Raw genomic sequence first — 22,988 nt, 5'->3', positions numbered from 1 at the left:
CTGCCGATCATGATGTTCGGCGGGTCACCGATGAGCGTCGCCGTGCCGCCGATATTCGACGCGATGATCTGCGTCAAAAGGAACGGCACGACCTTGAGCTCCAGCTTGATCGTGATCGCAAATGTCACAGGTACCATGAGAAGCACCGTCGTGACGTTGTCGAGGAATGCCGAGAACACGGCAGTGAGCAGTCCGAGGTAGAGAAGCAGCCTGCGCGGCTCCGCTTTCGCGAGCTTTGCCGCCTTGATGGCGACGTAGTCGAAAAGTCCCGTCTGGCTCGTCACGCTGACGAGGATCATCATGCCGATCAACAGGCCGAGCGTATTGAAGTCAATGTGATGGAGCGCCGTCTCCTGATCGAGGATCCCAACGAGAATCATGAGGATCGCGCCGACCATCGCCGCGACTGTCCGATGGATCTTTTCCGATACGATGACCGCGTACATGACGACGAAAATGCCACCTGCCATAACTTCCATAAGATGCCTCCTTTGGAAAACAATAGACGAAGCCTGTTTGTGAACAGACTCCGCCTTATTTCTCGATATGATTTTCTATAGCATAGCATAACCTTTCGGTATCATGCAAGGAAAAATTCGATGATCAGCCGCGCTGCTTGAAGTAAGGGATCTCGCGATGCGGTTCGTGAATGATATCGGATTCGAACATGCGGTTCCACGGGAACCGGACCTCGATCTCTTCGAGCGTCGGGAGCGGCGGCAGGTTATCCTCGACAAAGCGCTGCATGAGGCGCGTCGTGCGCACCGACACCGAATCGAGCTTCGAGCCAAGATTGCCGTAGACGCCGTCACCGCGCAGCCACGTCAACTGGCGCGCGACTGTGTTTCGGACGTTCGCCTGATACGCCCAGTCGTCGAGGTAGCGCGTCACGAGGAGCGCATCGACACCGTCGTTGTCCATGTGTTTCACGAGCGCGCCTGTGCCGAGCACAAAGCCCGTGCTGTTCGTCGCCGTATTCCAGCCCGAATAAGCGCGAATCTTGAAGAGCAGCCCCCGCTTCTTCATCTCTTCCATGAGCGCGTTGTCCGAGCCGTTTCCATAGGCGATATCGGCGACACCGACGGGATAGCCGCGTCCGACATAGTCGGAAACAATATCGGCGAAGTATTTCGTACCTTCACGTGGCGTGCCATCGTTCATGGGGTCATTTGCCTCGTACGTCTTGCCGTTTGGGTTCGTGTTGACCGCGAGCACGAAGTCCGCCTTCTCCGGCGAAGCGACCATCATGCCGCCGATCGCCGTGATCGCCGATGCGATCGAATCGCCGATCTTCTCATCCGAGTACGTAGGAACCGTGTAGTCGCCCTTGCCCCAGTTGTAGCGCACGTAGATGAAGGGAACCTCGCGCTTCATGTCGTTGACCGCGCGCGCGAGCATGAGCATGCCCATCTCGTCGATGCCCGCCATCGATTGGAAGCGCGTCTTGCCGAGATCCTTGCCCGCCTCCTGCAGATGGCGGCTCTCAAGGTGCGTCTGCGAGTACGGCGCGTTGTCGTCGCGCCCGAGCACGAAGTAATTGAAGACGCCCTTTCGCGTGAGCGCGATCATCTCCTCGCTCGCCGCAAAATTCTTCTCGCGCCTGCCCATCCAGTCCGCGAGCGACTTCTGTGGGATGAGACGCATGAGAAAGGCCTTCTCCTTCTTCTCGCGTGGGGAAAGACCTTCCACCTCCTCCTTATCCTTTAGCACCGTATAGCGGAAGATGTCTGCGCCGTAGTTGCGGTAGTAGGCAGGCTCCTCGTGCCCCGACGCTTCGCCCGTGCGCGGCGTGCGCATGATCGAGCCGAAAACGTAGAGCGGCAGTTTCGGATGCGCCTTGCGGAACGTCTCGAACGCGTTGGCACGCCGCGTGACTTCCTCCTTCGCGTACTCGTGCTTGCGCGAGCCGACGAGGCTGCCATAAAGCATCGAGTCGGACGAAATGACCGCTGCATCGGCATCCGCCGCATTCTCCTCAAGCCACGTCCAAAGTGCCGCAGGATGTCCGAGATCCTCGCGGCTGCCGAGCATATCGTTCGGCGGCACGACGACATCGTAGCCGAGCTTCGCCACGACCTCTGCCGTCTGCTTGTCGGAAATGGGCCGATTGTCGTGTGGGATGTAGACAATCTTCGGTACTTTCTTCTCTGCATGATGTTTCGCCTGCGCCATTGGCATCGTCATGCCGAGCACGCAAACCACAGCAATAAATGCGAGAACTTTTCGTTTCAAATCATTTTCTCCTTCCTCACTCCGATGCTTCGGCTTTTTCCTTGAGAACATTCTTCAGGGCATCTTGCACGTCATCCGGCACGTCGAGCTTCGTCTGAAGCTCGATCCCGCCCTCCTTCGGGCGTGCGCCGTCGATCTCTACCATATCGAGGAGCCGATGCCCTTGGAACTCTGTCTTTCCGAAGTCCGACTCGGAAAGCGCGGCGCTGCAATCAACGCGGACGGTATTGCCGTGGATCATGACGGGGATCCCCTCGGGCGTCTCGATCCTGCCGACAAGGCGCTCTGCCATAGAGAGCGAAATGCGCGAGAAGACCCACGACATGAGCCCGTGCCCCGGAAGATTGCGTTCGCGAACATGGTAGACCATGTAGGACGTATCTCCTCGATGGCAAAACTCCTTGATCTCGCCCGTGAGCTCGACGGCATCCTTTTTCCGCGTCTCAATGCGCACGTACAGCCTGCCGTTTTCCTGCCCGTGGAGCCGAATCGCCGCAACGTTTCCATCTGCTGGGATCTGCTTCTTGATCGCCTCGTTCAATACGTCGTCTGGCACGAAGACCTTGCCGGCCGCCATCTCCTGCAGCGTCTCTTTCGACCATGTTTCGCGCAAAACGGAGATCGCGGGGCCGTAGTCTTCGACCTTCTTTGCGATCTGGGACCAGTCGACCGATTCAATCGTCTGCGTCCAGTTTGCCGGTATGTCCATCTCGTATCGCCTCTCTTTGGAACACACACCGCATACCATACCACAAATTGATGAAAAAAAGAGGAAACTCGATGCGTTTCCTCTTTTCCCTCTGCCTGCCCTGCCGCGATCGGATCAGATTCGCTCGTACGTCTTGCAGAGCTTTTGGATCTTCTTCGCATCGAGGAGGACGCGATAGTCCGGCTTCAGGCACCATTTCCAATTGATGCCGACCGTGCTCGGCGTATTCATGCGGGCGCGCTCGTCGAGCGCAAGGAGGTCCTGCATGGGGATGATCGCCATGCGCGCATCCGAGGCATAGGCGAACGCAATGAGCGCCTCCGCGACCTCCTTCGGCTTTGTGGCATCGGCATGGACAAGCTCCGCGACGGCGGCGCGAAGCATCTCATCGATGTCCTGCGTAAACCAGCCGACCGTCGTATTGTTGTCATGCGTGCCCGTATATACGACGCTGTTTTCGGGCGCGACGAAGCCAAGCCTGCCGTGCTCATGAAAGAAGAGCGTGAATTGAAGCACCTTCATGCCGGGAAAACCGCACGACTCGCGGAGCGCTTCGACGGCGTCCGTGATGATGCCGAGATCCTCTGCCACGATCGGGAGATCGCCGATTTCCTCACGCACCGAGTCGAAGAACGCCTTGCCGGGACCTGGAACCCAGCGTCCGTTGATCGCCGTCTCCGCCTTGCCATCGATTGCCCAGTACGATTCGAACGCGCGGAAATGGTCGATGCGCACGATGTCAGTGAGTGTGTAAAGCCGCTTCAGACGGCGCTTCCACCAACCGTAGCCATCTGCCTGCATCGCCTGCCAATCGTACTGCGGGTTGCCCCAAAGCTGCCCCGTCGCACTGAAATAGTCGGGCGGGACGCCCGCGACGGTATGTGCCGTGCCGTCCGCATTGAGATCAAAGAGCGTGGGATTCGCCCAGACGTCCGCACTGTCCTGCGCAGCAAAGATCGGCATGTCGCCCAAGAGGGAAATGCCTTTTTTCTTTGCGTACGTATGCAGGTCTCTCCACTGCGAATCGAATACGTACTGCAAGAACATTTCGTAGTCGACATATTCGCGCAGGCGATTTTTCATGTCGCCAAGCACTTTTGCATCGCGGCTGCGGACTGAGGCAGGCCATTCCATCCACGCGGCACCGCGGTACTCGCGTTTGAGTGCCGTAAAAAGCGCGTAGTCCTCCAGCCAGTCCGACTCGCGCGCGCAGAACGCCGCGTAGTCCGCCTTTATGGCCGCATCTTTTTGGAACCGCGTAAACGCCTTGCGGAAACATTTCTTTTTGAAGTTGCGTACGAGCTCGAAATCGACGAAGGAACTCGTATTCGCAAACGTCACGCGCGCCTCTGCTGATGTGAGCCAGCCGTGCGCGATGAGACCGTCGATGTCGATGAAGATCGTATTGCCGGCAAAGGCGGACGGCGACTGATACGGCGATTCGCCATATCCGACGGGTCCCACCGGAAGAACCTGCCAGATCGACTGTCCCGCTTCTGCGAGAAAGTCGACAAATGCATACGCCTCCTTTCCGAGGTCGCCGCAGCCGTATTTCGACGGCAGGGAGGTGATGTGCAGGAGCACGCCCGCCTTTCGCGCGTGCTTCCGCGGCGCGCGATGGTGCTCAAGCAGCATGCCCGCGAGCGGCGGCAGCGTGGCCTTCAGATTGCCGCGCACGACAGGGATCGCCGTGCCGCTGCCGAACGCGTCGACGAACGTGCCGTCGGCAAAGTCGCTGACGTTGAGCTCGACCGTATGCGTCTCCGAGCTGTTTCGGTTGAACGCGGCGATGAACGCCTCGTCCTTAGCTGCCCCGCCGAATGCATCGCGCCCGCTGCGAATGACGCGCGCATAGGCAATGACATCCCGCTCCTCGTGCAGCGGCAGGAACTCGCCCGTTTGGAGTGCGGCGTGCGCATTCCGCATTTGGATCAACGAGCGGAACACTTCGCGCATCGCCGTGTCGCCGCCTTCCCAGTCGTACGGACGGCGGTTGTACGGATCCTTGAATCCCTCCATCGCGATCTCATCTCCGTAGTAGATGCACGGCACGCCGGGATACGTCATCTGCCAAAGCGCTGCCATGCGCAGCCGCGCGCGGCCGACCTTGCGCTGCTCATCGGAGAGGCGCGAGCGGCTCTGCTCGACAGCGGGCATGCCGTCATAGTACGCCGCCTCACCGAGGAGCGTAACGGCGCGCTGCACGTCGTGGCTTCCGATGAGATTCATCATCGCGTAGAAGTTTTCCTTCGGATAGTTCTCACGCAGGCTCTCGAGACGGCGCATGACATGGATGCCGTCGTCGCGCCCGAGCAAAAAGTCGAGGAGCGCCTTGCGGAACGGATAGTTCATCGCCGAATCCATCTCCTGCCCGCAGAGGTACTCGCGCGGCGTTCCATAGGCGACCTTGTGCGACGCGTCCTCCCAGACCTCCCCAATCATGACGGCATCGGGATCCGTCTTCTTGAGTTCCGCGAAAAAGCTCTGCGAGAACATCGCAGGCAGCTCGTCAATGACATCGAGGCGCCAGCCTGCGATGCCCTCGTGCATCCAGTGATGCAGGACGCTGTCCTCGCCGCGGATGATAAAGTCCATGTAGGAAGGCTTCGTCTCCGTGACGTTCGGCAGGGTGCTAAAGTTCCACCAGCTCTCGTATTCGTATGGGAAATTGCGGAAGCTGTACCACTCGTAATACGGCGATTCCTTCGACTGGAACGCACCGACCGTATCGTACGTGCCGTTCCGATTGAAGTAACGGCTGTTGCTGCCCGTATGGCTGAAAACGCCGTCAAGGATGATGCGGATTCCCTTGTCCTTCGCCTCTTTGACGAGCTTGCGGAACGTCTCGTTCGTACCGAGGATCGGATCGATCTTATGGTAATCCCCCGTATCGTAGTGGTGATTGCTCTCCGACTCGAACACGGGATTCAGATAGATGACGGAAATGCCGAGCGACTTCAGGTAGTCGAGCTTTGACGCGATGCCACGCAAATTGCCGCCGAAAAAGTCGTAGGCGACGATTTCCTTCGTATCGGGATCCTTGTAGTAGCATGGATCGTCCTTCCACGACGCGTGGAATACCGCGCCGCGCTTCTCGATGATCTCCGCGCCCTCACGGCAGAATCGATCGGGGAAGATTTGGTACATGACTGCATGCTTGAACCAGTCCGGCGTCTTGGCGCCCTTGTTGTAGACTGTGATCTGATACGAGGGCGGCACGTGGTCGGCGACTTCGCCGAAGCCACCGAGCTGCTCGCTGTTGTTGCCGTAATACGTCGTGCCATCCGCCGCCACAATGATAAAGTAGTACCACACGAGGCAGCCTTTCTCCGGCATATCGGCGTGCCCACAGTAATACTTCTCCTCCGCATCGAAATTCGCGTCGGTCTTGAGCGGGACAAGCCTTTCTCCCGTGCGTTCCTGCCAAATGCGCAGGAGCACCTGCTGAACAGCGGCCTTCGTGCGAAGGCGTATGCCAATCTTCACCTTCGTCCCCGCCTCCGCCGCACCGATCGGGCAGCGGTAATAGGTATTTTGGGAATTATGCTCGACTTGGTTGTTCGTCAGCACAACTGTGCCTCCTTAATGCATAGCCTGCACAAGAAAAGGCAGCGACGCTGCCCCTCTTGTATCCATAAGGTTCTTATCGTGCGATGAGCGTTTCGTAAAGTTTCGTGTATTCCTTGGCGGACTCCGCCCAACTGTAATCCGCGCGCATCGCATTTTCCACGATCTGCTTCCAAACGCTGTAGCTTCGGTAGAAGCGCAGGGCGCGCTTCAATGCGTACATCATCTCATGTGCATTGTAGTCGTCGAAGAGGAATCCATTTCCCTCTTTTGTGAACTTGTCGTACGGATGGACGGTGTCCTTGAGTCCGCCCGTCGCGCGAACGATGGGGATGGTTCCGTAACGCATCGCGATGAGCTGTCCGATGCCGCACGGCTCGTAGTCGGACGGCATGAGGAACATGCTCGCCCCCGCATAGATGCGCATCGCGAGCTCATTTGAGAAGAAGATATTCGTCGACACCTTGCGCGGGAAGCGCCATGCAAGTCCTTTGAACCAGTCTTCGTAGCGTTTTTCGCCCGTGCCGAGCACGACGAACTGAATATCCTCATGCTGCAGGATTTCATCCATCATGCGGACGATGAGATCCATGCCTTTCGGCTGCACGAGGCGCGAGATGATCGCAACGAGCGGCGTCCGACGGCTCTCGGGGAGTCCGAGCTGCTTCTGCAGCGCGACCTGATTGTCGAACTTTGCCTCAATCGTATTGACGTCGTATTTCACGAAGAGATTCTTATCCTTCGCCGGATCGTACGTCTCATAGTCGATGCCGTTGACGATGCCGTAAAGATCATCCTTGCGGCTCCTGAGCAGTCCGTCAAGACGCTCGCCGAAGTATTCGTACTGAATCTCCTCGGCGTACGTCTTGCTGACCGTCGAAATGGCATCCGCGTAGACGAGCCCACCCTTCATGAAGTTGACGGCATCGTAGAACTCGAGATCGCCGTTGTTGAAATACTTCCAATCGAGACCGAGCATATCGCTCATGACCTCTTTTGGGAACACGCCTTGGTACTTGAGATTGTGGATCGTATAGAGTGTTTTGATATTCTGATAGCGCGCGTCGCCATGATGCTCAAGCTTGAGGAATACGTTGACGAGGCCGGTATGCCAATCGTTCGTATGGATGATGTCCGGCCAAAAATCCATCGCGGGCAGGAGATTGAGGACGGCCCGGCAGAAAAACGAGAAGCGCTCTGCGTCATCGTCATATCCGTAGAATCCATCGCGTCCAAAATACTCCACATTATCGACAAAGTAATACGTGACGCCCTTATGTTCGTACTGGTCAAGCCCGACAAACTTCTTGCGCCATGCGACGTTCAGTTCGCCGTCGTAAACGTGCTCCATCACATTGCGGTACTTCTCCGCGATCATGCCGAACTTCGGCATGATGACGCGGACGTCGTGCCCCTCTGCACGGAGTGCCTGCGGAAGCGATCCTGCCACATCGGCAAGCCCCCCCGTCTTGGCGAAAGGAACTGCTTCGGATGCTACATAAAGAACTTTCATAACAAGAACCCCCTTTGCACAAATGCCTTCGGATTTAGTTAAGCTTTGCCGGATGCGACTTTCTTTTTCGTCGTCTTTTCGGCAGTCGTCTTCTTTGTTGCAGCTTTCCTGGCAGTCGTCTTTGCGGCTCCCCTCTTCTTTGTCTTTGTCGCCGCTTTCTCCTCCTTCACGGCTGCAGGCTTCGTTGCTTTCCTTTCTTTTGCCTTCACGGCCTTTGTTGCTTTCGTCGTCTTCGCCGCATCGGCCGACACCGTTTTCGCAGCCGTGCGTCGCGTGTGTTTCGGTTTGGCTCCGGCGGCTTCCGCTTTCCTGGCGGAATCTTTCTTTTCCTGCCTCACGGCCATCCGATCCGCCGAAGCCGCGTCAAAAGACGTCTTTGCTCCCGTTTGGCCATCGAGTTTGAGATAAATCGTCGCGAGCGGTGGGATCGTGAGCGTGATGGACTGCTCGCGGTCATGCCACGGGATATCCTCGCTCTGGAGCACGTCCGCATTCCTTACGCCGCTTCCACCGAATTCCTCCGCATCCGAGTTGAACACCTCGCGGTAGCCTCCCTTCTGCGGCACGCCAATGCGGTAGCCGTAGTGAACCTCCGGCGTGAAGTTGCAGATCGCAATGAGGAAGTCATCGGCGTTCTCCGCCCTGCGGATGAACGACACGACGCTGTTGTCGTTATCGTTGCAGTCGATCCACTGGAAGCCGTTCCAGTCAAAGTCGACCTGCCACAGTGCCTTGTTGTCGCAGTAGAATGCATTGAGTGCCTTGCTGTAGGCAAGCATCTTCGTGTGCATCGGATACTGCTCGACAAGGTGCCAGTCGAGACTGTCGTCGTAGTTCCACTCGATGAACTGCCCGTATTCGCCGCCCATGAAGAGGAGCTTCTTGCCGGGATGCGCTATCCAGTAGCCGAAAAACGTACGCAGCCCCGCGAACTTCTGCCAATAGTCGCCGGGCATCTTACTGATGAGCGAGCACTTGCCGTGCACGACCTCGTCGTGCGATAGCGGCAGCACGAAGTTCTCGCTGAATGCATACATCAAGGAGAATGTGACCTTGTCATGGTTCCACTTGCGGTAGATGGGATCGAGCGACACGTACTTGAGCATGTCGTTCATCCAGCCCATGTTCCATTTGTAGTTGAATCCCATGCCGCCCATATATACGGGTTTCGAGATAAGCGGCCATGCCGTCGACTCCTCGGCGATCATAAGAGCCTGCGGATGGTAGCGGAAGATCGTCTCGTTGAGCTTGCGGATGAAGTCCATCGCCTCGAGATTGCCCGTGTCGCCGTATTTGTTCGGCGTCCACTCGCCGTCTTTCCTGCCGTAGTTGAGGTAGAGCATGTTCGCGACCGCGTCGATGCGCAGGCCGTCGATATGGAACTCCTCGAACCAAAACATCGCATTCGAGATCAGGAAGCTCTGCACCTCTGTCCGCCCGTAGTCGAAGTTCGTCGTGCCCCACTCCCAGTTCTCGGCGAGCTGTTCGTTGTCGGACTCGTAGAGCGTCATGCCGTCGAAGTGGCGGAGCCCCTGCTCATCCTTGCAGAAATGTCCGGGGACCCAGTCCATGATGATGCCGATGCCCGCCTGATGTGCCTTGTCGACGAGGTAGCGGAAATCATCCGGCGTGCCGAAACGGCTCGTGACGGCGTAATAGCCCGTCGCCTGATATCCCCACGAGCCGTCAAACGGATGCTCGCAGAGCGGCATGAACTCGATGTGCGTATAGTGCATGTCGAGGACGTAAGCGATGAGCTGGTCGGCAAGGTCACGGTATGAGAGGTACTCGCCCTCGCCGCCGCGGCGCCATGAACCTGCATGGACCTCGTATGTCAGCATCGGACGCTCGTAGGAGGATTCCTTCTTCTTCCGCTCTGCCCACGCACCGTCGTGCCATTCGTAACGGCTCATGTCGTAGATGCGCGATGCCGTCGCAGGCTTCCTTTCTGCATAAAATCCATACGGGTCTGCTTTCATGATGTGGGGACCGCCCCATTGCGGCTCGATCGCATACTTGTACGTCGCGCCGTCTTCGACCCCTTCGATGAAAGTCTCCCAAATCTCGCCGTCGCGTATGCGCGTCATGCCATTCGTGCGCGTATCCCAGTGGTTGAACTCGCCGACGACACTGACCGACTTCGCGTGCGGCGCCCAAACAGCAAACCGGATCCCCTTCTTGCCGTCGCGCTCCACGCGGTGTGCACCGAGCATTTCGTATGCGTGGTAATTCGTGCCCTGATGGAACAGGTATAAATCGAATTCGCTCAAATCGGATGTTTTCATCATAAATCCCCCTCTGTATTCCTTGCCCAGGACTGCTGCCTCATCGTGCCTGCGATCACTCTGCCGCAATCCTCGAAAATCAGAGGGCGGGTGCAAAAAGCACCACCCACCCGCGGATTTTGTCATCGCTTTTTCGTCGTCAAGACGTTTCTCCCTGTCTCCTGGATCACTGGATCATGACAGGCTTTACCTGCCAAATTTCCTTCGCGTACTCGTCGATCGTGCGATCGGACGAGAACCTGCCGGAATTGGCGATATTCATCGCCGCAGACCTCAGCCATGCCCCTTTGTCCGCGTAACGGCGCTGCACTTCCTCATGCGCCTTGCAGTACGCGTTGAAGTCCTTCAGGATGAAGAACTCATCATTTGCATGGATGAGATAGTCAAACAGCGACTGGAAGTCGCCATACGTCCCATCGGCGAGCTGATCGACGACGAGTCGCACATTGTCATTCGTGTTGTACTCATCCCATGCGGAGTACGTGCCCGTCGCGTAGTAGTTGAGCACTTCGGCCGCCGTGAGGCCGAACAGCACGAAGTTCTCCTTGCCCGCCGCCTCGCGAATCTCGATGTTCGCGCCGTCGAGCGTGCCGAGCGTGATCGCGCCGTTCATCATGAACTTCATGTTGCCCGTGCCCGACGCTTCCTTCGATGCCGTCGAAATCTGCTCCGAGACATCTGCCGCCGGATAGACGATCTCGCCGATCGAGACGCCGAAGTTCTCGATGAAGACGACTTTGATCTTGCTGCTGATCACAGGATCGCTGTTGATCTTCTCCGCAACGGAGTTGATGAGATGCACCGTCTTCTTCGCGACGTAGTACCCAGGCGCTGCCTTGCCGCCGAAGAAATACGTCGTCGGGATCATGTCGAAGTGCTTGTCTGTCTTGAGGCGGTGGTAGATGTACATGATGTGCAGGATATTCATGAGCTGGCGCTTGTAGGAATGGATGCGCTTGACCTGAATATCGAAGATGCTGTCCGGGTCCACCTCGATGCCGTTGTGTTCCTTGACGTACGCCGCGAGCGCCTCCTTGCGGATGCGCTTGATCATGGCGAGCTTCTGGAGGAACGGCTTGTCGTCGACGTAGTCGTTCAGGATGTCGAGCTGCTCCGGATGGCGATGCCAGCGATGGCTGCCGAGCGTCGCATCGATGAGTTTCGAAAGCTCCGGGTTTGCGCTCATGAGCCAGCGGCGATGCGTGATGCCGTTCGTCTTGTTGTTGAAGAGCTTCGGGTCGTACTCGTAGAAGTCGTGCAGCGTCGTCGACTTCAGGATATCCGTATGGATCTTCGCGACGCCGTTGACGCTGTGGCTGCCGACGATCGAGAGACGCGCCATGTGCACGGCGCCGCACTCGATGATCGAGAGCGCGCGCACCTTCTCCTCGTTGCCCGGATAGCGCTCGCGCACGTCGATGAGCCAGCGTCGGTTGATCTCGTCGACGATCATGTAGATGCGCGGCAGGAGATTGCGGAACATATCCACGGGCCACTTCTCGAGCGCCTCGGGCATGATCGTGTGGTTCGTGTAGCCGATCGTCCCCTTCGTGATCGCCCACGCTTCCTTCCAGCCAAGCTTCTGCTCGTCAACGAGGATGCGCATGAGTTCTGCGACGCAGAGCGCCGGATGCGTGTCGTTGATGTGGATTGCGACCTTCTGATCGAATTTGTGGATGTCCATCCCCGTCTTGAGGTAGTGGCGGACGATGCTCTGCACGCCGGCGGAGACCATGAAATACTCCTGAATGAGACGCATGCGCCGCCCGTCCTCCGTACGGTCATCCGGGTAGAGGTACTGCGTGATGCTCTCGACGAAGCGGCGGTACTCGCTCTTTTGGCGAATCTGCTCCTGCGTGAGGCGCCCGTAGTCCGAGAAATCGCGGTTGACCTCCGCGTTCCAAAGGCGAAGCGTGTTGACCGTGCGGTTGTGGTAGCCGACGATCGGCACATCGTAAGGAACGGCCATGACCACCATCGGATTCTCGTGGACGGGCTTGAGGCTTCCGTCCGCAAGTCTCTTTATGTAGGCATTGCCGTAGAACTTGACATCGATGCTCTTATCCGGCTTGCGGTACTCCCACGCAAAGCCGTCGCGAAGCCAACTGTCCGGAATCTCGACCTGATTGCCTTCGATGATCTTCTGCTCGAAGAGACCGTACTTGTAACGGATGCTGCAGCCGTGCCCCGGCAAACGATGCGCCGCCATCGAATCGATGAAGCACGCGGCGAGACGCCCAAGGCCGCCGTTGCCGAGGCCGGCATCCGGCTCCTCCTCGAACGTCTTGGCAATATCGAGGTCAAAGCCCGCGAGGACCTCCTTCACCGCTTCTTCGATGCCGAGATTGATCAGGTTCGACTTCAGCAGGCGGCCGAGCAGGAACTCGATGGAGAAGTAAAAGACTTGCTTCTCCTGGCGCTCGCTGTAAATCTTATTCGTCCGGATCCAGTTCTCGGAAATGAACTGGCGCGCCGTATTGGCGACAGTCTGGTAGATCTCGTGTGCCGAGAGATCGGCGATGTCGCGGCCGTAGACAGCGCGTGCCGTGCTCACGAAACGTTGGCGGATATTTTCCTTCAGCTTCTCAAACTCACGATTCTTCAGCTTTTTTTCTTTTGTTTCTCGTGCCAAGTGAAACACTCCTTAGCTTGGTCTTGCATGGTCGTACAAGCGCTCAAAAACGAGGCTCCCTACTATATTGTAATATAAAAATAAACCGTTGTAAATCGATTTCCCAACAAAAATGGGAAATCGATCCACAACGGCAAACAGTAGGCAATACGTTTCAAATCACCGTGTTCTTCGCTATGATCAAAGGGTAATTCGGCGCTCCCTTGAGCCATTTTTCCTTCGAGATGACGACGTTCTTATCGCAGATGACGTTTTCGAGGAGCGAGCCAGCGTGAACCGTGCTGTGCTGCATGATGATCGAGTTCTTGACCTTGACGCCTTCCTCAATCGTGACGCCACGGAATATGATCGAATTCCCGACCTCGCCGCGAACGATGCAGCCGTTGGCGATGAGCGAATTTCTAACGGCTGCCGTCCCCTTGTACTGGACGGGAGCCTCGTCCTTGATCTTCGTGTAGATCGGATGGTCGCCCATGAAGAGCTCCTCCCAAATCTCAGGCCTCAGGCTGTCCATGTTCGACTTGAAGAACGACGCCGTCGAGTCGATGTGCGCGACGTAGCCGTCGTGCTCGCAGGCGTAGATGTTGTAGTCAGCCGCGCGGCGGATGATGCCGTCCATGAGGAGATCCTGTCCGCCGTGCTCGTAGGTATAGCGGATCATCTCGACGAAGATGCGGCGCTCCATGAGGTAGACGGCGAGCGACACCTTCGAGCCGTCGTATACGGCCGGCTTTTCGGCGATGTCCGTCACGAGACCGTTCTGCGCCGTCTCAAGGATGACGTCGTGCCCCGTCTCCTCCTCCGTCGCGACGTGGTAGACCATCGAGATGTCCGCGCCCGTATTCTGGTGGAAGCGCAGGAGATCCGAGAAATCGATGTTGTAGACGAAGCTTCCGCTCGCTAGCAGCACGTACTTCTGCGCGCTGTGCTCGAAAAAGTCGAGATTATGGTAGAAATTCTTGAGGTCACCGAGACGGCTGAGCTCCTCTTCCTGTGGTGCGGGGAGGTAGAAGAGACCGTCGTGGCGGCGTGCGAGATCCCAATCCTTGCCGGAGCGGAGGTGATCCAATACGGATCGCGGGGCGGTCGGAAGCATGACGCCGACACTCGTGATGCCCGAATTGACCATGCTCGAAAGCGTAAAATCGATCAAGCGGTAGCGGCCTGCAAAGGGGAGCGACTCCACAGCGCGGCGATCCGTTAGCTCACGGATCAGCCCCTTATCCTCCTGCAGGCTGATGATTCCCATGACTGACTTCATTCTCTAATTCACTCCGTTCTTCATACTCTTGGAGCAGTCCCTAGCCGACGCGCTTGCCACCTGCTGCTGCGTCCACGGTCTCACCCTCCGCGATGACCGTGATCGCGCCCGGCTCGCCCATGACAGCGGCACCTTCCTCGATGACACAGTTCTGCGCGATGATGGCGTGATCCACGACCGCATTCTCACGGATGACGGTCGACGGCATGATGACGGAGTTCGTGATCTTCGCGCCTTTTCCGATGCGAACGCCCGGGAATATGACAGAGTTCTCGACTTTGCCGAGGACCATCGAGCCCTCGCTGACCATCGCATTTTTGATCTCCGCATCGGGGCCGACGAAATGCGGCGGGAGAGACGGATTTGAGGAAAGCACGCGCCACTCGCCGGTAAGATCAAACGGCGGCTCATCCTGCAAAAGATCCATATTCGCCTGCCAAAGGCTCTCGATCGTCCCGACATCCTTCCAATATCCGTCAAACGCGTAGGTGAAGAGACGGCCTTCGTCCGCGAGCATCTTCGGAATGATGTTCTTGCCGAAGTCGTGGCTCGACGTCTCGTCCTTCGCGTCCTCTTCGAGATATTTCTTGAGATAATCGGTATTGAAGATGTAAATGCCCATAGAGGCGAGATTGCTTTTCGGCTTTGCCGGCTTCTCCTCGAACTCCTCGATGCGCCCCGTCTTCTTGTTTGCATTCATGATGCCAAAGCGCGGCGCCTCTTTCCAAGGCACTTCGATGACGCCGATCGTCGCCTCTGCCTTGTGCATCTTGTGCGACTCGAGCATCCACGAGTAATCCATCGTATAGATGTGATCGCCCGAAAGCACGAGCACGTACTCCGGATCAGCAAGTTCGATGAAGTTGAGGTTCTGATAGATGGCATCCGCTGTGCCACGATACCAGTCTGCGCCTTTTTCACGCGCGTACGGCGGCAGGATGAAGATGCCGCCTTCGCGCGTGTCGAGATCCCATGCACTGCCCGACGCGAGGTAGTTGTTGAGTTCAAGCGGGCGGTACTGCGTGAGCACGCCGACTTTGCTGATGCCGGAGTTGGCACAGTTGCTGAGTGGGAAGTCGATGATTCGGTACTTGCCGCCAAACGGAACGGCGGGCTTTGCGATCTTTTTCGTAAGCGCGCCGAGACGGCTGCCTTGCCCTCCGGCCAGGATCATTGCCAAGCATTCTGTTTTTCCCATATTAAGTCCCCCTTGGATTTGGTTGGCCCGCCCCCTCTTGCCTGCGGTCTGCGAGAAAGCGCCGATTGCTCCGCGAGAGAAGCACCACGGAACCAGCACCATTTATATATATTGTAGCAGAAAAAATAAAAGAAGTATACAATCGTTCCTAATAATGATATAGTTCGCTGAAAATATTATTTTTCCTGCCGAAAACACGAAAAAATAATATTTCTTTTTTCGTGTTTCTTCTGAATTGTAAGATCCTTTTCGCTGCACAAAAAAAATCCTGCGATTTTCATCACAGGAAAGTGAACACAATCGTACCAATGAAGAGCGCGATGCTGAAACCGAGCGCCATATTGCAGGCAGGACGCCGCAGGGCAGGCGGCAAAAAAGGAGCAAGCAGGCGTACCTCATAGACGAGAAACCCTGCCGAAAGAAGCGCCATCGGCACATCATCCGTATGGAAGCCGTAGAGGAAGATAATCGCGCCCAGCACGATCGCCAGCATTTCGCCGCGCTTCAGCGTTTTCCGCTCCCTGCGCGCGCGATCCGCCTCTTCCTGCTCGCCACGCGTCATCGGAAGGCCGAGATCATTTTGCGGGACATCCCGTTCAAACCAACGATAACGCATCCGTTCCTCCTATGAATCCGCGCCGTTTGGCCATGAGCAAGGCGGGCCAGTCCCAATGGCTCAGCCCCCCGCCATGTAGAATGTATGCGCCTGCTCGATGAGCGCAGGCAGGAGTCCGTAGAGATTGCATCCGGGGCATGCCGTCGCATTGAAGTCGCGATGCCCGAAAATTGTATTTTTCTGCGGCGCAAATCCGTAGTATACGCTAAGCGCGCAAAGCAGGCGCGCCGCCGCGTCGAGCTGAGCCTTCTCCGGCCAAGCCGCTTCGAAATTGCCAACGATATTGACGCCGACGGTGTGGCTGTTTTCGCCGTAACAATGTGCGCCGACTGTATCCATCGGGCGCCCACGCTCGACCGTGCCGTCCTTGCGGATGAGGAAATGGTAGCCGATGCCCGACCAGCCGTTTGCCTTGTGCCATGCATGCACCGTCGCCGCCGAGACATCCGCATTCGTATTGCCGATATGGTGGACGATGATCGCATCCGTGCGCGTGCGGTTTTCAAGTGGGCCGAACGAGAGATTCGTCTCGCGCACGGGCACGCCAAAGGGCACCGGTTCCTGCCACGCCGCCTCCACCCGATCTGCAAGCAAAAGCGGGGCAAGTACGGCTCCTGCCCCCATGCATATCGCATTTCGTAAAAAATCCCTGCGGTTCATTGCGCCATCCCAGTCTCAAGATTAGAAACAACTTTTAGTATAGAATGGCTTTCTGAAAAGTAACTGATGCATGCGAATGATTCTCGTAGGAAATACTGTGCCGAAAGCGAAGGAATCCCCATAACCAAAAAAGATTTTCAAGACCGAATGGGACAAACCTTCCACTTTCCTTCGCCTTCGAGCATGAGTTCCTCGTCATGTACGGCGCGGAGTGTCGAACGATGCCCGACGCTCACCATGCCCATCGCGGGCAGTTTGCGACGAAGAAGCGCGTAAAGCTCCTCTTCGCGCGGCTCGTCGAGTGCCGACGTCGCTTCGTCGAGGAAAACGAAATCGGGTGCGACGAGCAATACGCGGGCAAATGCGAGGCGCTGCTGCTCGCCGAGCGAGAGGATGCGGCTCCAGTCGTCGATCACATCAAGGCGCGGGACGAGCGCAGCGAGACCGACCGTTTCGAGTGCCGTCTTCAGGCGCGCTTCCGTTCCGGAAGCGGCAAGCGGGTAATAAAGTGCGCGCCGCAGGCTGCCGAGCGGCAGGTACGGGCGCTGCGGCAAAAAAAGCACGCGGCTTTCGGCGGGGCGCACGACGCGCCCCATGCCGTACGGCCATATTCCCGCGAGCAGGCGCAGGAGCGTGCTCTTTCCGCAGCCCGACGCGCCCGTTATGAGCAGACGTGCGCCGCGCGCGAGCGAGAACGTGACATGCGCGAGAAGCGTCCTGCCGTCGGGCAGCGTGACCGAGACGTCCTCAAGCGCGAGCGCCTCGCCCGCTTCCTTCCATACGATCTTCTCTTCGTGCGCCTCCGCCTCTGCCATGTGATCCATAAAGCCGACGAGGCGGCGGATGACGGCAATGAGCTGCGCGATCGTATCGTACGACGAGACGAAATACGACAGCGCATCCTGCACGCGCCCGAACGCGGATACTGTCTGCAGCAAGCCGCCGAGCGCCATCGTGCCAGCAAAATACTGCGGTGCGGCGAGAATGAGCGGCACGATGAGCGCGATCTGCCCGTAGCCGTTGACGTAGAAATTGAGCAGCTTCGTCTGACGCATGAGCTGCCAAAAATTCCCGATGACTTTCGCAAAACGCTCGGAAAAGCCGACGCGCTCCACCTGCTCGCCGCGATAGAACGCGATGTTCTCGGCGTTTTCGCGCACGCGCATCATGTTGAAACGGAAGTCCGCTTCGAATCGCTGCTGCTCGAAATTGAGCCCGATGAGCTTTCGTCCGACGAGGTGCGCGATACCCGTGCCTGCCATCGAGTAGATCAACGAGAACCAAAACATGTAGCCGCAGACAACGAACGCGTGACTGCCGACCGGAACGCGAAACGTGCCCGACAGATTCCACAGCACGACCGAAAACGCCGCAAGCGTTGCAAGCTGCTTGATGAGCCCGAAGAGCAATGTCAGCGCCAGCGTAACGAACTGATTGATGTCCTCGCTGATTCGCTGGTCTGGGTTGTCCGTATCGCTGCGCAGAATCTGCAGGCGATAGTAGACTTCGCCGCGCGTCCACCGCGCCAGGAATCGGTTCGTGAGCCAAGTGCGCCACTTGATCTGAAGCATCTGCCGAAGGTAGATCGCATAGACCGCGAGGATGATATAGAGAAACGCGAGCGCCGTAAACTCGCCGATGAGCGGCCAAAACTGCCCCTCGGCGTACTGTTGGATCGCATTGTAAAAATCATTGTACCAGCTATTGATGCGGACGAGGAAGTAGACGGAGCCAAGGTTGAATGCGATGACGAGCGCGAGCAGTCCGCACCCCTTCCACTTCTCCTCCGAAGTCCAATACCCGCGGAAAAGCTGCCAAAACTGATGCAGGAAACGCCGTTTCAAACTATCCCATCCTTTGCGAATTGATAGGGTTAGTATATCCGTTTCCCCGCCGTGCCGCAAGAAGCGCACACATTTTCTTTCGCGTGCGTTTATGATATGATAGCCATATCATGTTTCTTTCTGGGAAAGGACTCGTCATGCTCATCTACATCGGCACCGTCATCGCATTTCTCCTGCTCCTGCTCCTCTACCACTACCTGCCGAGGCGCATCTTCGCACTCTTCTGCCTCATGCTCGCACTCTCTTCTGCCATCGTCTTCTATTGCTGGCCGCGCACGCAGGAGCAGCAGCCCGCGATGACCGCCGAGGAGAAATACGCGCTCGTCGAGCAGCAGCAAATCTTCTCCGCATGGTATGCGGACTATCAGAAGGACATCGATGCGCTCGACCGCAACTGGCGCAGGTACCATCAGATTTTGGAGACCTTCAAGGAGGGGCAGAGCGACATCCAGACGACCCACCTGCTCCTTGCCCAGCTCGACAACGACAGCCAGATCCTGCTCGACCGCATCACGGCGCACACGCCGCCAATCCCGCTCAACGGCGCATGCTACGACCTTCTCACGGAAGTCGTCAAAAAGACCGTCGCCTACGCCGATGCACAGCATCGCACCATCGCGCTCACAAAGGCCGCCGCCGACCCCGCCGCCCTGCACACGACCGACCCCGCCGAGCAGAGCCGCCTCCTCCAATCCGTCATGATCCGCGAATCCCCCGTCGGGCTCTTCACCGCCGACGAAATCACGCAGATACGCGACACCCTGTCGATCCCGAAGGATAACGAACCCGCGCCCTGACCCAGAAAGAAGCCGGGCGCAACAGGCTTCATCGGATAACGCATAAAATGCTTCCCTAGGATCAAAAAGACCTCTGATCGTTGCAATCAGAGGTCTTTTCCCTTCGTGCCAAAGGTACGCCGCGTGCTTAATGCACGACGCGCGTCGCCATCGCCTTGCGGTAACGCGCCCGCACCCGATACCACACCATCGGCAGGACGAGCAGCGGGATGCCCGCGCAGAACGCCTCTCGAAGATCCGGCGTAAACGCCATGACAACGAGGCATACGACCTGCGCCCATATGCCGAAAATCGTCACGTACGGGAAGAACGGTGTCTTGTAGCGCAGCTCGCCCTCGCGCCCCTGCGCAATCATGCGGCGGCGGCTGCGATACTGGCTCCAGCAGATGGAGATCCACGCGATCGCACCCGTGAATCCCGATACGGCGAGCAGATACGTGTAGGCAGCGGAGTTTGGATCAAAGCTGTAGAGCAGGATGACCGCCCAGCACGCACAGATCGAGATGAGGATCGCCTTCGACGGCACGCCTTTTCGGCTGAGCTCCGCGAAGGGACGCGGCGCCATGTCGAGCTTCGCGAGCGCGTAGAGCGCACGCGCGGCGCCGTAGAGTCCCGAATTCGAGCACGAGATCGCCGCCGTCAGAATGACGAACGCGAAGAGCGCGCCAAACTTCGTAAATCCGTACTGCACCATCGCCGCCGCAAAGACACTCTCCTCAAGCGACGCGCGGTCCCACGGCAGGATCGAGACGAGCAGCGTGATGGGGATGATGTAGAGCGCAATGATGCGCCATGTCACGTTGCGGACGGCGATCGGGATGCTTTCTTCGGGCTTTTCGCACTCGCCCGCCGCAAGCCCGATGATCTCCGTGCCTTGGAAGTTGACGAGGATAATGACCATCGTGAGCCCGATGGCCCAGTAGCCGTTCGGCGCGAAGCCGCCGCTGCCGAGCAGGACGCTCGCGCCGAGCGCCCCCTGCGAACCGATGGCGCCGAGACAGATGAGCGCTGCCACAGCAGAAAAGGCCAGGAGCGCGACGATCTTGACAAGGGAAAGCCAAGATTCGCACTCGCCGAACTTGTCGACATGAAACAGATTGATGATCGTGACGAGCAGTCCGAAGAAGACTGCCCACCAAAGCTGGCTGATCTCGGGGATGAAACCGTTCATGATGATGCCTGCGGCGATCATCTCGGAAGGCACATAGGCGACCCACGTCGCCCAGTACGACCAGCCGACGCCGCACGCCCAAGTCGGGGAAATGTGCTCGCGCGCATAAGTGACGAAGGACCCCGAAATTGGTTTTTCGACTGCCAGCTCCGCAAGACAGAGCATGACGCACAGCACGATAAGCCCCCCCAACAGGTAGGCGATAACGGCTGCCGGTCCCGCCTTCTCGAGGACGTACCCCGTGCCGAGGAAATAGCCGCTGCCGATGACGCCCCCAAGGGAGATCAACTGCAAGTGGCGATTTTTCAGCCCTCTGTTCATTTTCGACTCGTTCATAGCCTTAATAACACAACCTTTCCAGCGCCGCTTCTCTTTGTGATTTGTTTCGCAATGCCATCTCGCGGCGCCTCAAAACGCACTTTAAGAATAGCATATATATGTTAGGATTGCTACAAGCACGAAAAATTATTTTTTGCCTGCAAAATATAGGGGAATCGCCTCTGCCGTGGTACAATATGTCCGACAGAAAGCGAGGAACGACCATGCTTATGACCATCTACCGCACCATCGCGGACGGGATAAAGGACGCAGAACAGCAAGACATCTGCTTCGCAATCCAAAAATCGAAATTCATCACGCACTTCGCACATGTCGAAGCCGAAGAGGAGGCGCGTGCCTTCATCCTCGCGATGAAGAAGCGATACTTCGACGCGCGCCACAACTGCTCCGCCTACGTGCTCGGCAGGAGTGCCGAACAGATGAAGAGGAAGTCAAACGATGACGGCGAACCCGGCGGCACGGCAGGCGCCCCCATCCTTGAAGCCATCAAGCAGAACGGACTCACGGAGATCGTCGTCGTCGTCACGCGTTACTTCGGCGGCATCAAGCTCGGCGTGGGCGGTCTCATCCGCGCATACGGCCGCGCCGCAGCACTCGGACTCGACGCGGCACAGAAAGTCGAGATGCGTCCCTTCTGCCGCTGCGCCGTCACCGTCGACTACGGGCTGCTCGCGAGCGTCGAGCATTGGATCCGCACGGAGTCGATCCGCATGGAGGAGCCAGAATACGCTGACCGCGCGACGCTCCGCCTGCTCGTCGAGCCAAGCGATCTGCCGCGCCGCCGCGCCGAGCTGACCGAGCTCACGAGTGCACAGTTCGAGGCGAAAGAGGGGGACCGCACATATCTTGCGATCCCATGCTGACGCAGTGCAATCCGCACCGACCCGGTGCGCCTCTTCCTTGACAGATTTTGGGCGTTCCCTTATAATTATTCATATAATAGATATATGTATTACATAAATTTGTTTGGAGGTTTTTATGCGCGATTTTTCCATTGAGGTCCACGGCTGTCACGAATACGATGCGACCGGCGCGATCAGCGACCCGATCTACCTCTCCGCCACCTACCGGCACCCGTCTTTCGGGCATAGCACGGGCTACGACTACGGGCGCATGGCAAATCCGACACGTGACCGCCTCGAAGGCATCATGAACCTGCTCGAACGGGGCGAACGCTCATGGGCACTCTCGTCCGGCATGGCGGCGATCAATATGATCCTGCACATTCTCGTGCCTGGTGACCACGTCCTGCTTTCCGAAGATCTATACGGCGGCACGGTGCGTCTCGCAAAGGACATTTATCATGCTTATGGATTATCATTTGACTATGTAGATACTTCAGACATATCGATCGTCCGCAAGGCGATCCGACCCAATACGAAAGTGCTCTTCATCGAGACGCCATCGAATCCCATGATGCGCGTGACCGACATCGCCGCGATGGCAGAGACCGCACACCGCAACGGCGCGCTTCTCGTCGTCGACAATACGTTCCTCTCGCCGCACTTTCAAAAACCGCTGACATTCGGCGCCGACATCGTCCTGCACAGCGCAACGAAATACCTCTGTGGCCATAACGACATCATCGCCGGCATCCTGACCGTGCGCGACAAAAACGCCGACTACACGAAAAAGCTCGAGCTCCTCATCAAGTCCGAGGGGCCGAACCTCTCCCCGATGGACTCGTGGCTGCTCCTGCGCAGCATCAAGACGCTCGGCGTCCGCGTCGAGCGACAGGCAGAAAACGCGCTGAAAATCGCGAAGTGGCTGCAGGCACAGCCTGCTGTCACCGACGTCTACTACGTGGGGCTTCCCGATCATCCAGGCTACGCGCTGCAACAGAAGCAGGCGACAGGAAACGGCAGTATGATCTCCTTTAAGGTCGAGAGCCCCGCGCTTGCGAAAGCCATGCTCGGCAGGCTCAAGCTCTTCGCATTCGCCGAGAGTCTAGGCGGCGTCGAAAGCCTGCTGACTTACCCGCTCGCACAGACACATGCCGAAATGCCGAAAGAACTGCTTGCGCGGACGGGTCTTGACGAGTGCGTCATGCGCATGTCCGTCGGCATCGAGGACGTGCAAGATCTCATCGCTGACCTCGAACATGCATTGAAAGAATCTTGATTGGCTCATTATGGCTTTTATATATGGCAGAAAGGGGTTTCCA

At 57.6% G+C, this 22,988-nt stretch carries 16 protein-coding genes; 3 read left to right on the top strand and 13 right to left on the bottom strand.

The annotated features are described in order from the left end of the window. The 12 genes from HMPREF1985_RS10930 to HMPREF1985_RS01490 form a co-directional block, all read right to left on the bottom strand. The coding region (locus HMPREF1985_RS10930) for an ArsB/NhaD family transporter (RefSeq protein WP_021770665.1) at positions 1-479 on the bottom strand (479 nt) is incomplete at its 3' end. A 124-nt stretch (positions 480-603) separates the two neighbouring features. Beyond that, the gene (locus tag HMPREF1985_RS01540; RefSeq protein ID WP_051349031.1) at positions 604-2,184 is read right to left on the bottom strand and encodes a DUF4127 family protein; all 1,581 of its coding nucleotides are present in this window, start codon (positions 2,182-2,184) and stop codon (positions 604-606) included. A 64-nt stretch (positions 2,185-2,248) separates the two neighbouring features. Continuing rightward, positions 2,249-2,941: a hypothetical protein gene (locus HMPREF1985_RS01535; protein WP_021770663.1), complete on the bottom strand. Its 693-nt coding sequence runs from the start codon at positions 2,939-2,941 to the stop codon at positions 2,249-2,251. A gap of 114 nt (positions 2,942-3,055) precedes the next feature. Continuing rightward, on the bottom strand, positions 3,056-6,511 hold the full coding sequence (gene malQ, locus HMPREF1985_RS01530; protein WP_021770662.1) for a 4-alpha-glucanotransferase: 3,456 nt from the start codon (positions 6,509-6,511) through the stop codon (positions 3,056-3,058). A gap of 73 nt (positions 6,512-6,584) precedes the next feature. Further along, entirely contained in the window at positions 6,585-8,021 is a 1,437-nt protein-coding gene (gene glgA / locus HMPREF1985_RS01525) for a glycogen synthase GlgA (protein WP_021770661.1), read from the bottom strand. A 38-nt stretch (positions 8,022-8,059) separates the two neighbouring features. Beyond that, positions 8,060-10,306 (bottom strand): 1,4-alpha-glucan branching protein GlgB, encoded by a 2,247-nt coding sequence (glgB, locus tag HMPREF1985_RS01520; RefSeq protein ID WP_040636695.1) that lies wholly within the window; start codon positions 10,304-10,306, stop codon positions 8,060-8,062. A 166-nt stretch (positions 10,307-10,472) separates the two neighbouring features. Further along, positions 10,473-12,938, bottom strand: a complete 2,466-nt coding sequence (locus tag HMPREF1985_RS01515) for a glycogen/starch/alpha-glucan phosphorylase (RefSeq protein WP_040636693.1) — start codon at positions 12,936-12,938, stop codon at positions 10,473-10,475. Positions 12,939-13,092: 154 nt separating this feature from the next. Continuing rightward, on the bottom strand, positions 13,093-14,199 hold the full coding sequence (glgD, locus tag HMPREF1985_RS01510) for a glucose-1-phosphate adenylyltransferase subunit GlgD (RefSeq protein WP_021770658.1): 1,107 nt from the start codon (positions 14,197-14,199) through the stop codon (positions 13,093-13,095). 40 nt (positions 14,200-14,239) lie between these two features. Then, on the bottom strand, positions 14,240-15,397 hold the full coding sequence (locus tag HMPREF1985_RS01505) for a glucose-1-phosphate adenylyltransferase (RefSeq protein ID WP_040636691.1): 1,158 nt from the start codon (positions 15,395-15,397) through the stop codon (positions 14,240-14,242). A gap of 280 nt (positions 15,398-15,677) precedes the next feature. Further along, positions 15,678-16,013 carry a hypothetical protein gene (locus tag HMPREF1985_RS01500; RefSeq protein ID WP_021770656.1) on the bottom strand — a complete coding sequence of 112 codons (336 nt, stop codon included), beginning with the start codon at positions 16,011-16,013 and terminating at the stop codon, positions 15,678-15,680. 60 nt (positions 16,014-16,073) lie between these two features. Continuing rightward, complete coding sequence (locus HMPREF1985_RS01495; protein WP_021770655.1) at positions 16,074-16,673, bottom strand: N-acetylmuramoyl-L-alanine amidase; 600 nt, start codon at positions 16,671-16,673, stop codon at positions 16,074-16,076. Between the two features lie 137 nt (positions 16,674-16,810). Continuing rightward, a complete protein-coding gene (locus tag HMPREF1985_RS01490; RefSeq protein ID WP_040636688.1) occupies positions 16,811-18,517 on the bottom strand; it encodes an ABC transporter ATP-binding protein/permease in 1,707 nt (568 codons plus the stop codon). 110 nt (positions 18,518-18,627) lie between these two features. Between HMPREF1985_RS01490 and HMPREF1985_RS01485 the strand changes: the two genes are divergently transcribed. Further along, positions 18,628-19,314: a hypothetical protein gene (locus tag HMPREF1985_RS01485; protein WP_021770652.1), complete on the top strand. Its 687-nt coding sequence runs from the start codon at positions 18,628-18,630 to the stop codon at positions 19,312-19,314. Positions 19,315-19,441: 127 nt separating this feature from the next. On the opposite strand, the gene HMPREF1985_RS01480 is transcribed toward HMPREF1985_RS01485, so the two are convergent. After that, a complete protein-coding gene (locus HMPREF1985_RS01480) occupies positions 19,442-20,821 on the bottom strand; it encodes an amino acid permease (protein ID WP_021770651.1) in 1,380 nt (459 codons plus the stop codon). A gap of 206 nt (positions 20,822-21,027) precedes the next feature. On the opposite strand from HMPREF1985_RS01480, the gene HMPREF1985_RS01475 reads away from it, so the two are divergent. Together HMPREF1985_RS01475 and HMPREF1985_RS01470 are read left to right on the top strand one after the other, a co-directional pair. Further along, a complete protein-coding gene (locus tag HMPREF1985_RS01475) occupies positions 21,028-21,687 on the top strand; it encodes a YigZ family protein (RefSeq protein ID WP_231385153.1) in 660 nt (219 codons plus the stop codon). Positions 21,688-21,802: 115 nt separating this feature from the next. After that, on the top strand, positions 21,803-22,945 hold the full coding sequence (locus tag HMPREF1985_RS01470; protein ID WP_021770648.1) for a trans-sulfuration enzyme family protein: 1,143 nt from the start codon (positions 21,803-21,805) through the stop codon (positions 22,943-22,945). Positions 22,946-22,988: the final 43 nt, after the last annotated feature.

This window comes from Mitsuokella sp. oral taxon 131 str. W9106 (assembly GCF_000469545.1).
In the GTDB taxonomy this organism is placed as follows: Bacteria; Bacillota; Negativicutes; order Selenomonadales; family Selenomonadaceae; genus AWVT01.
Note: the sequence above shows the minus strand (reverse complement) of the source record. Positions and strands in the feature narration are given on the sequence as shown.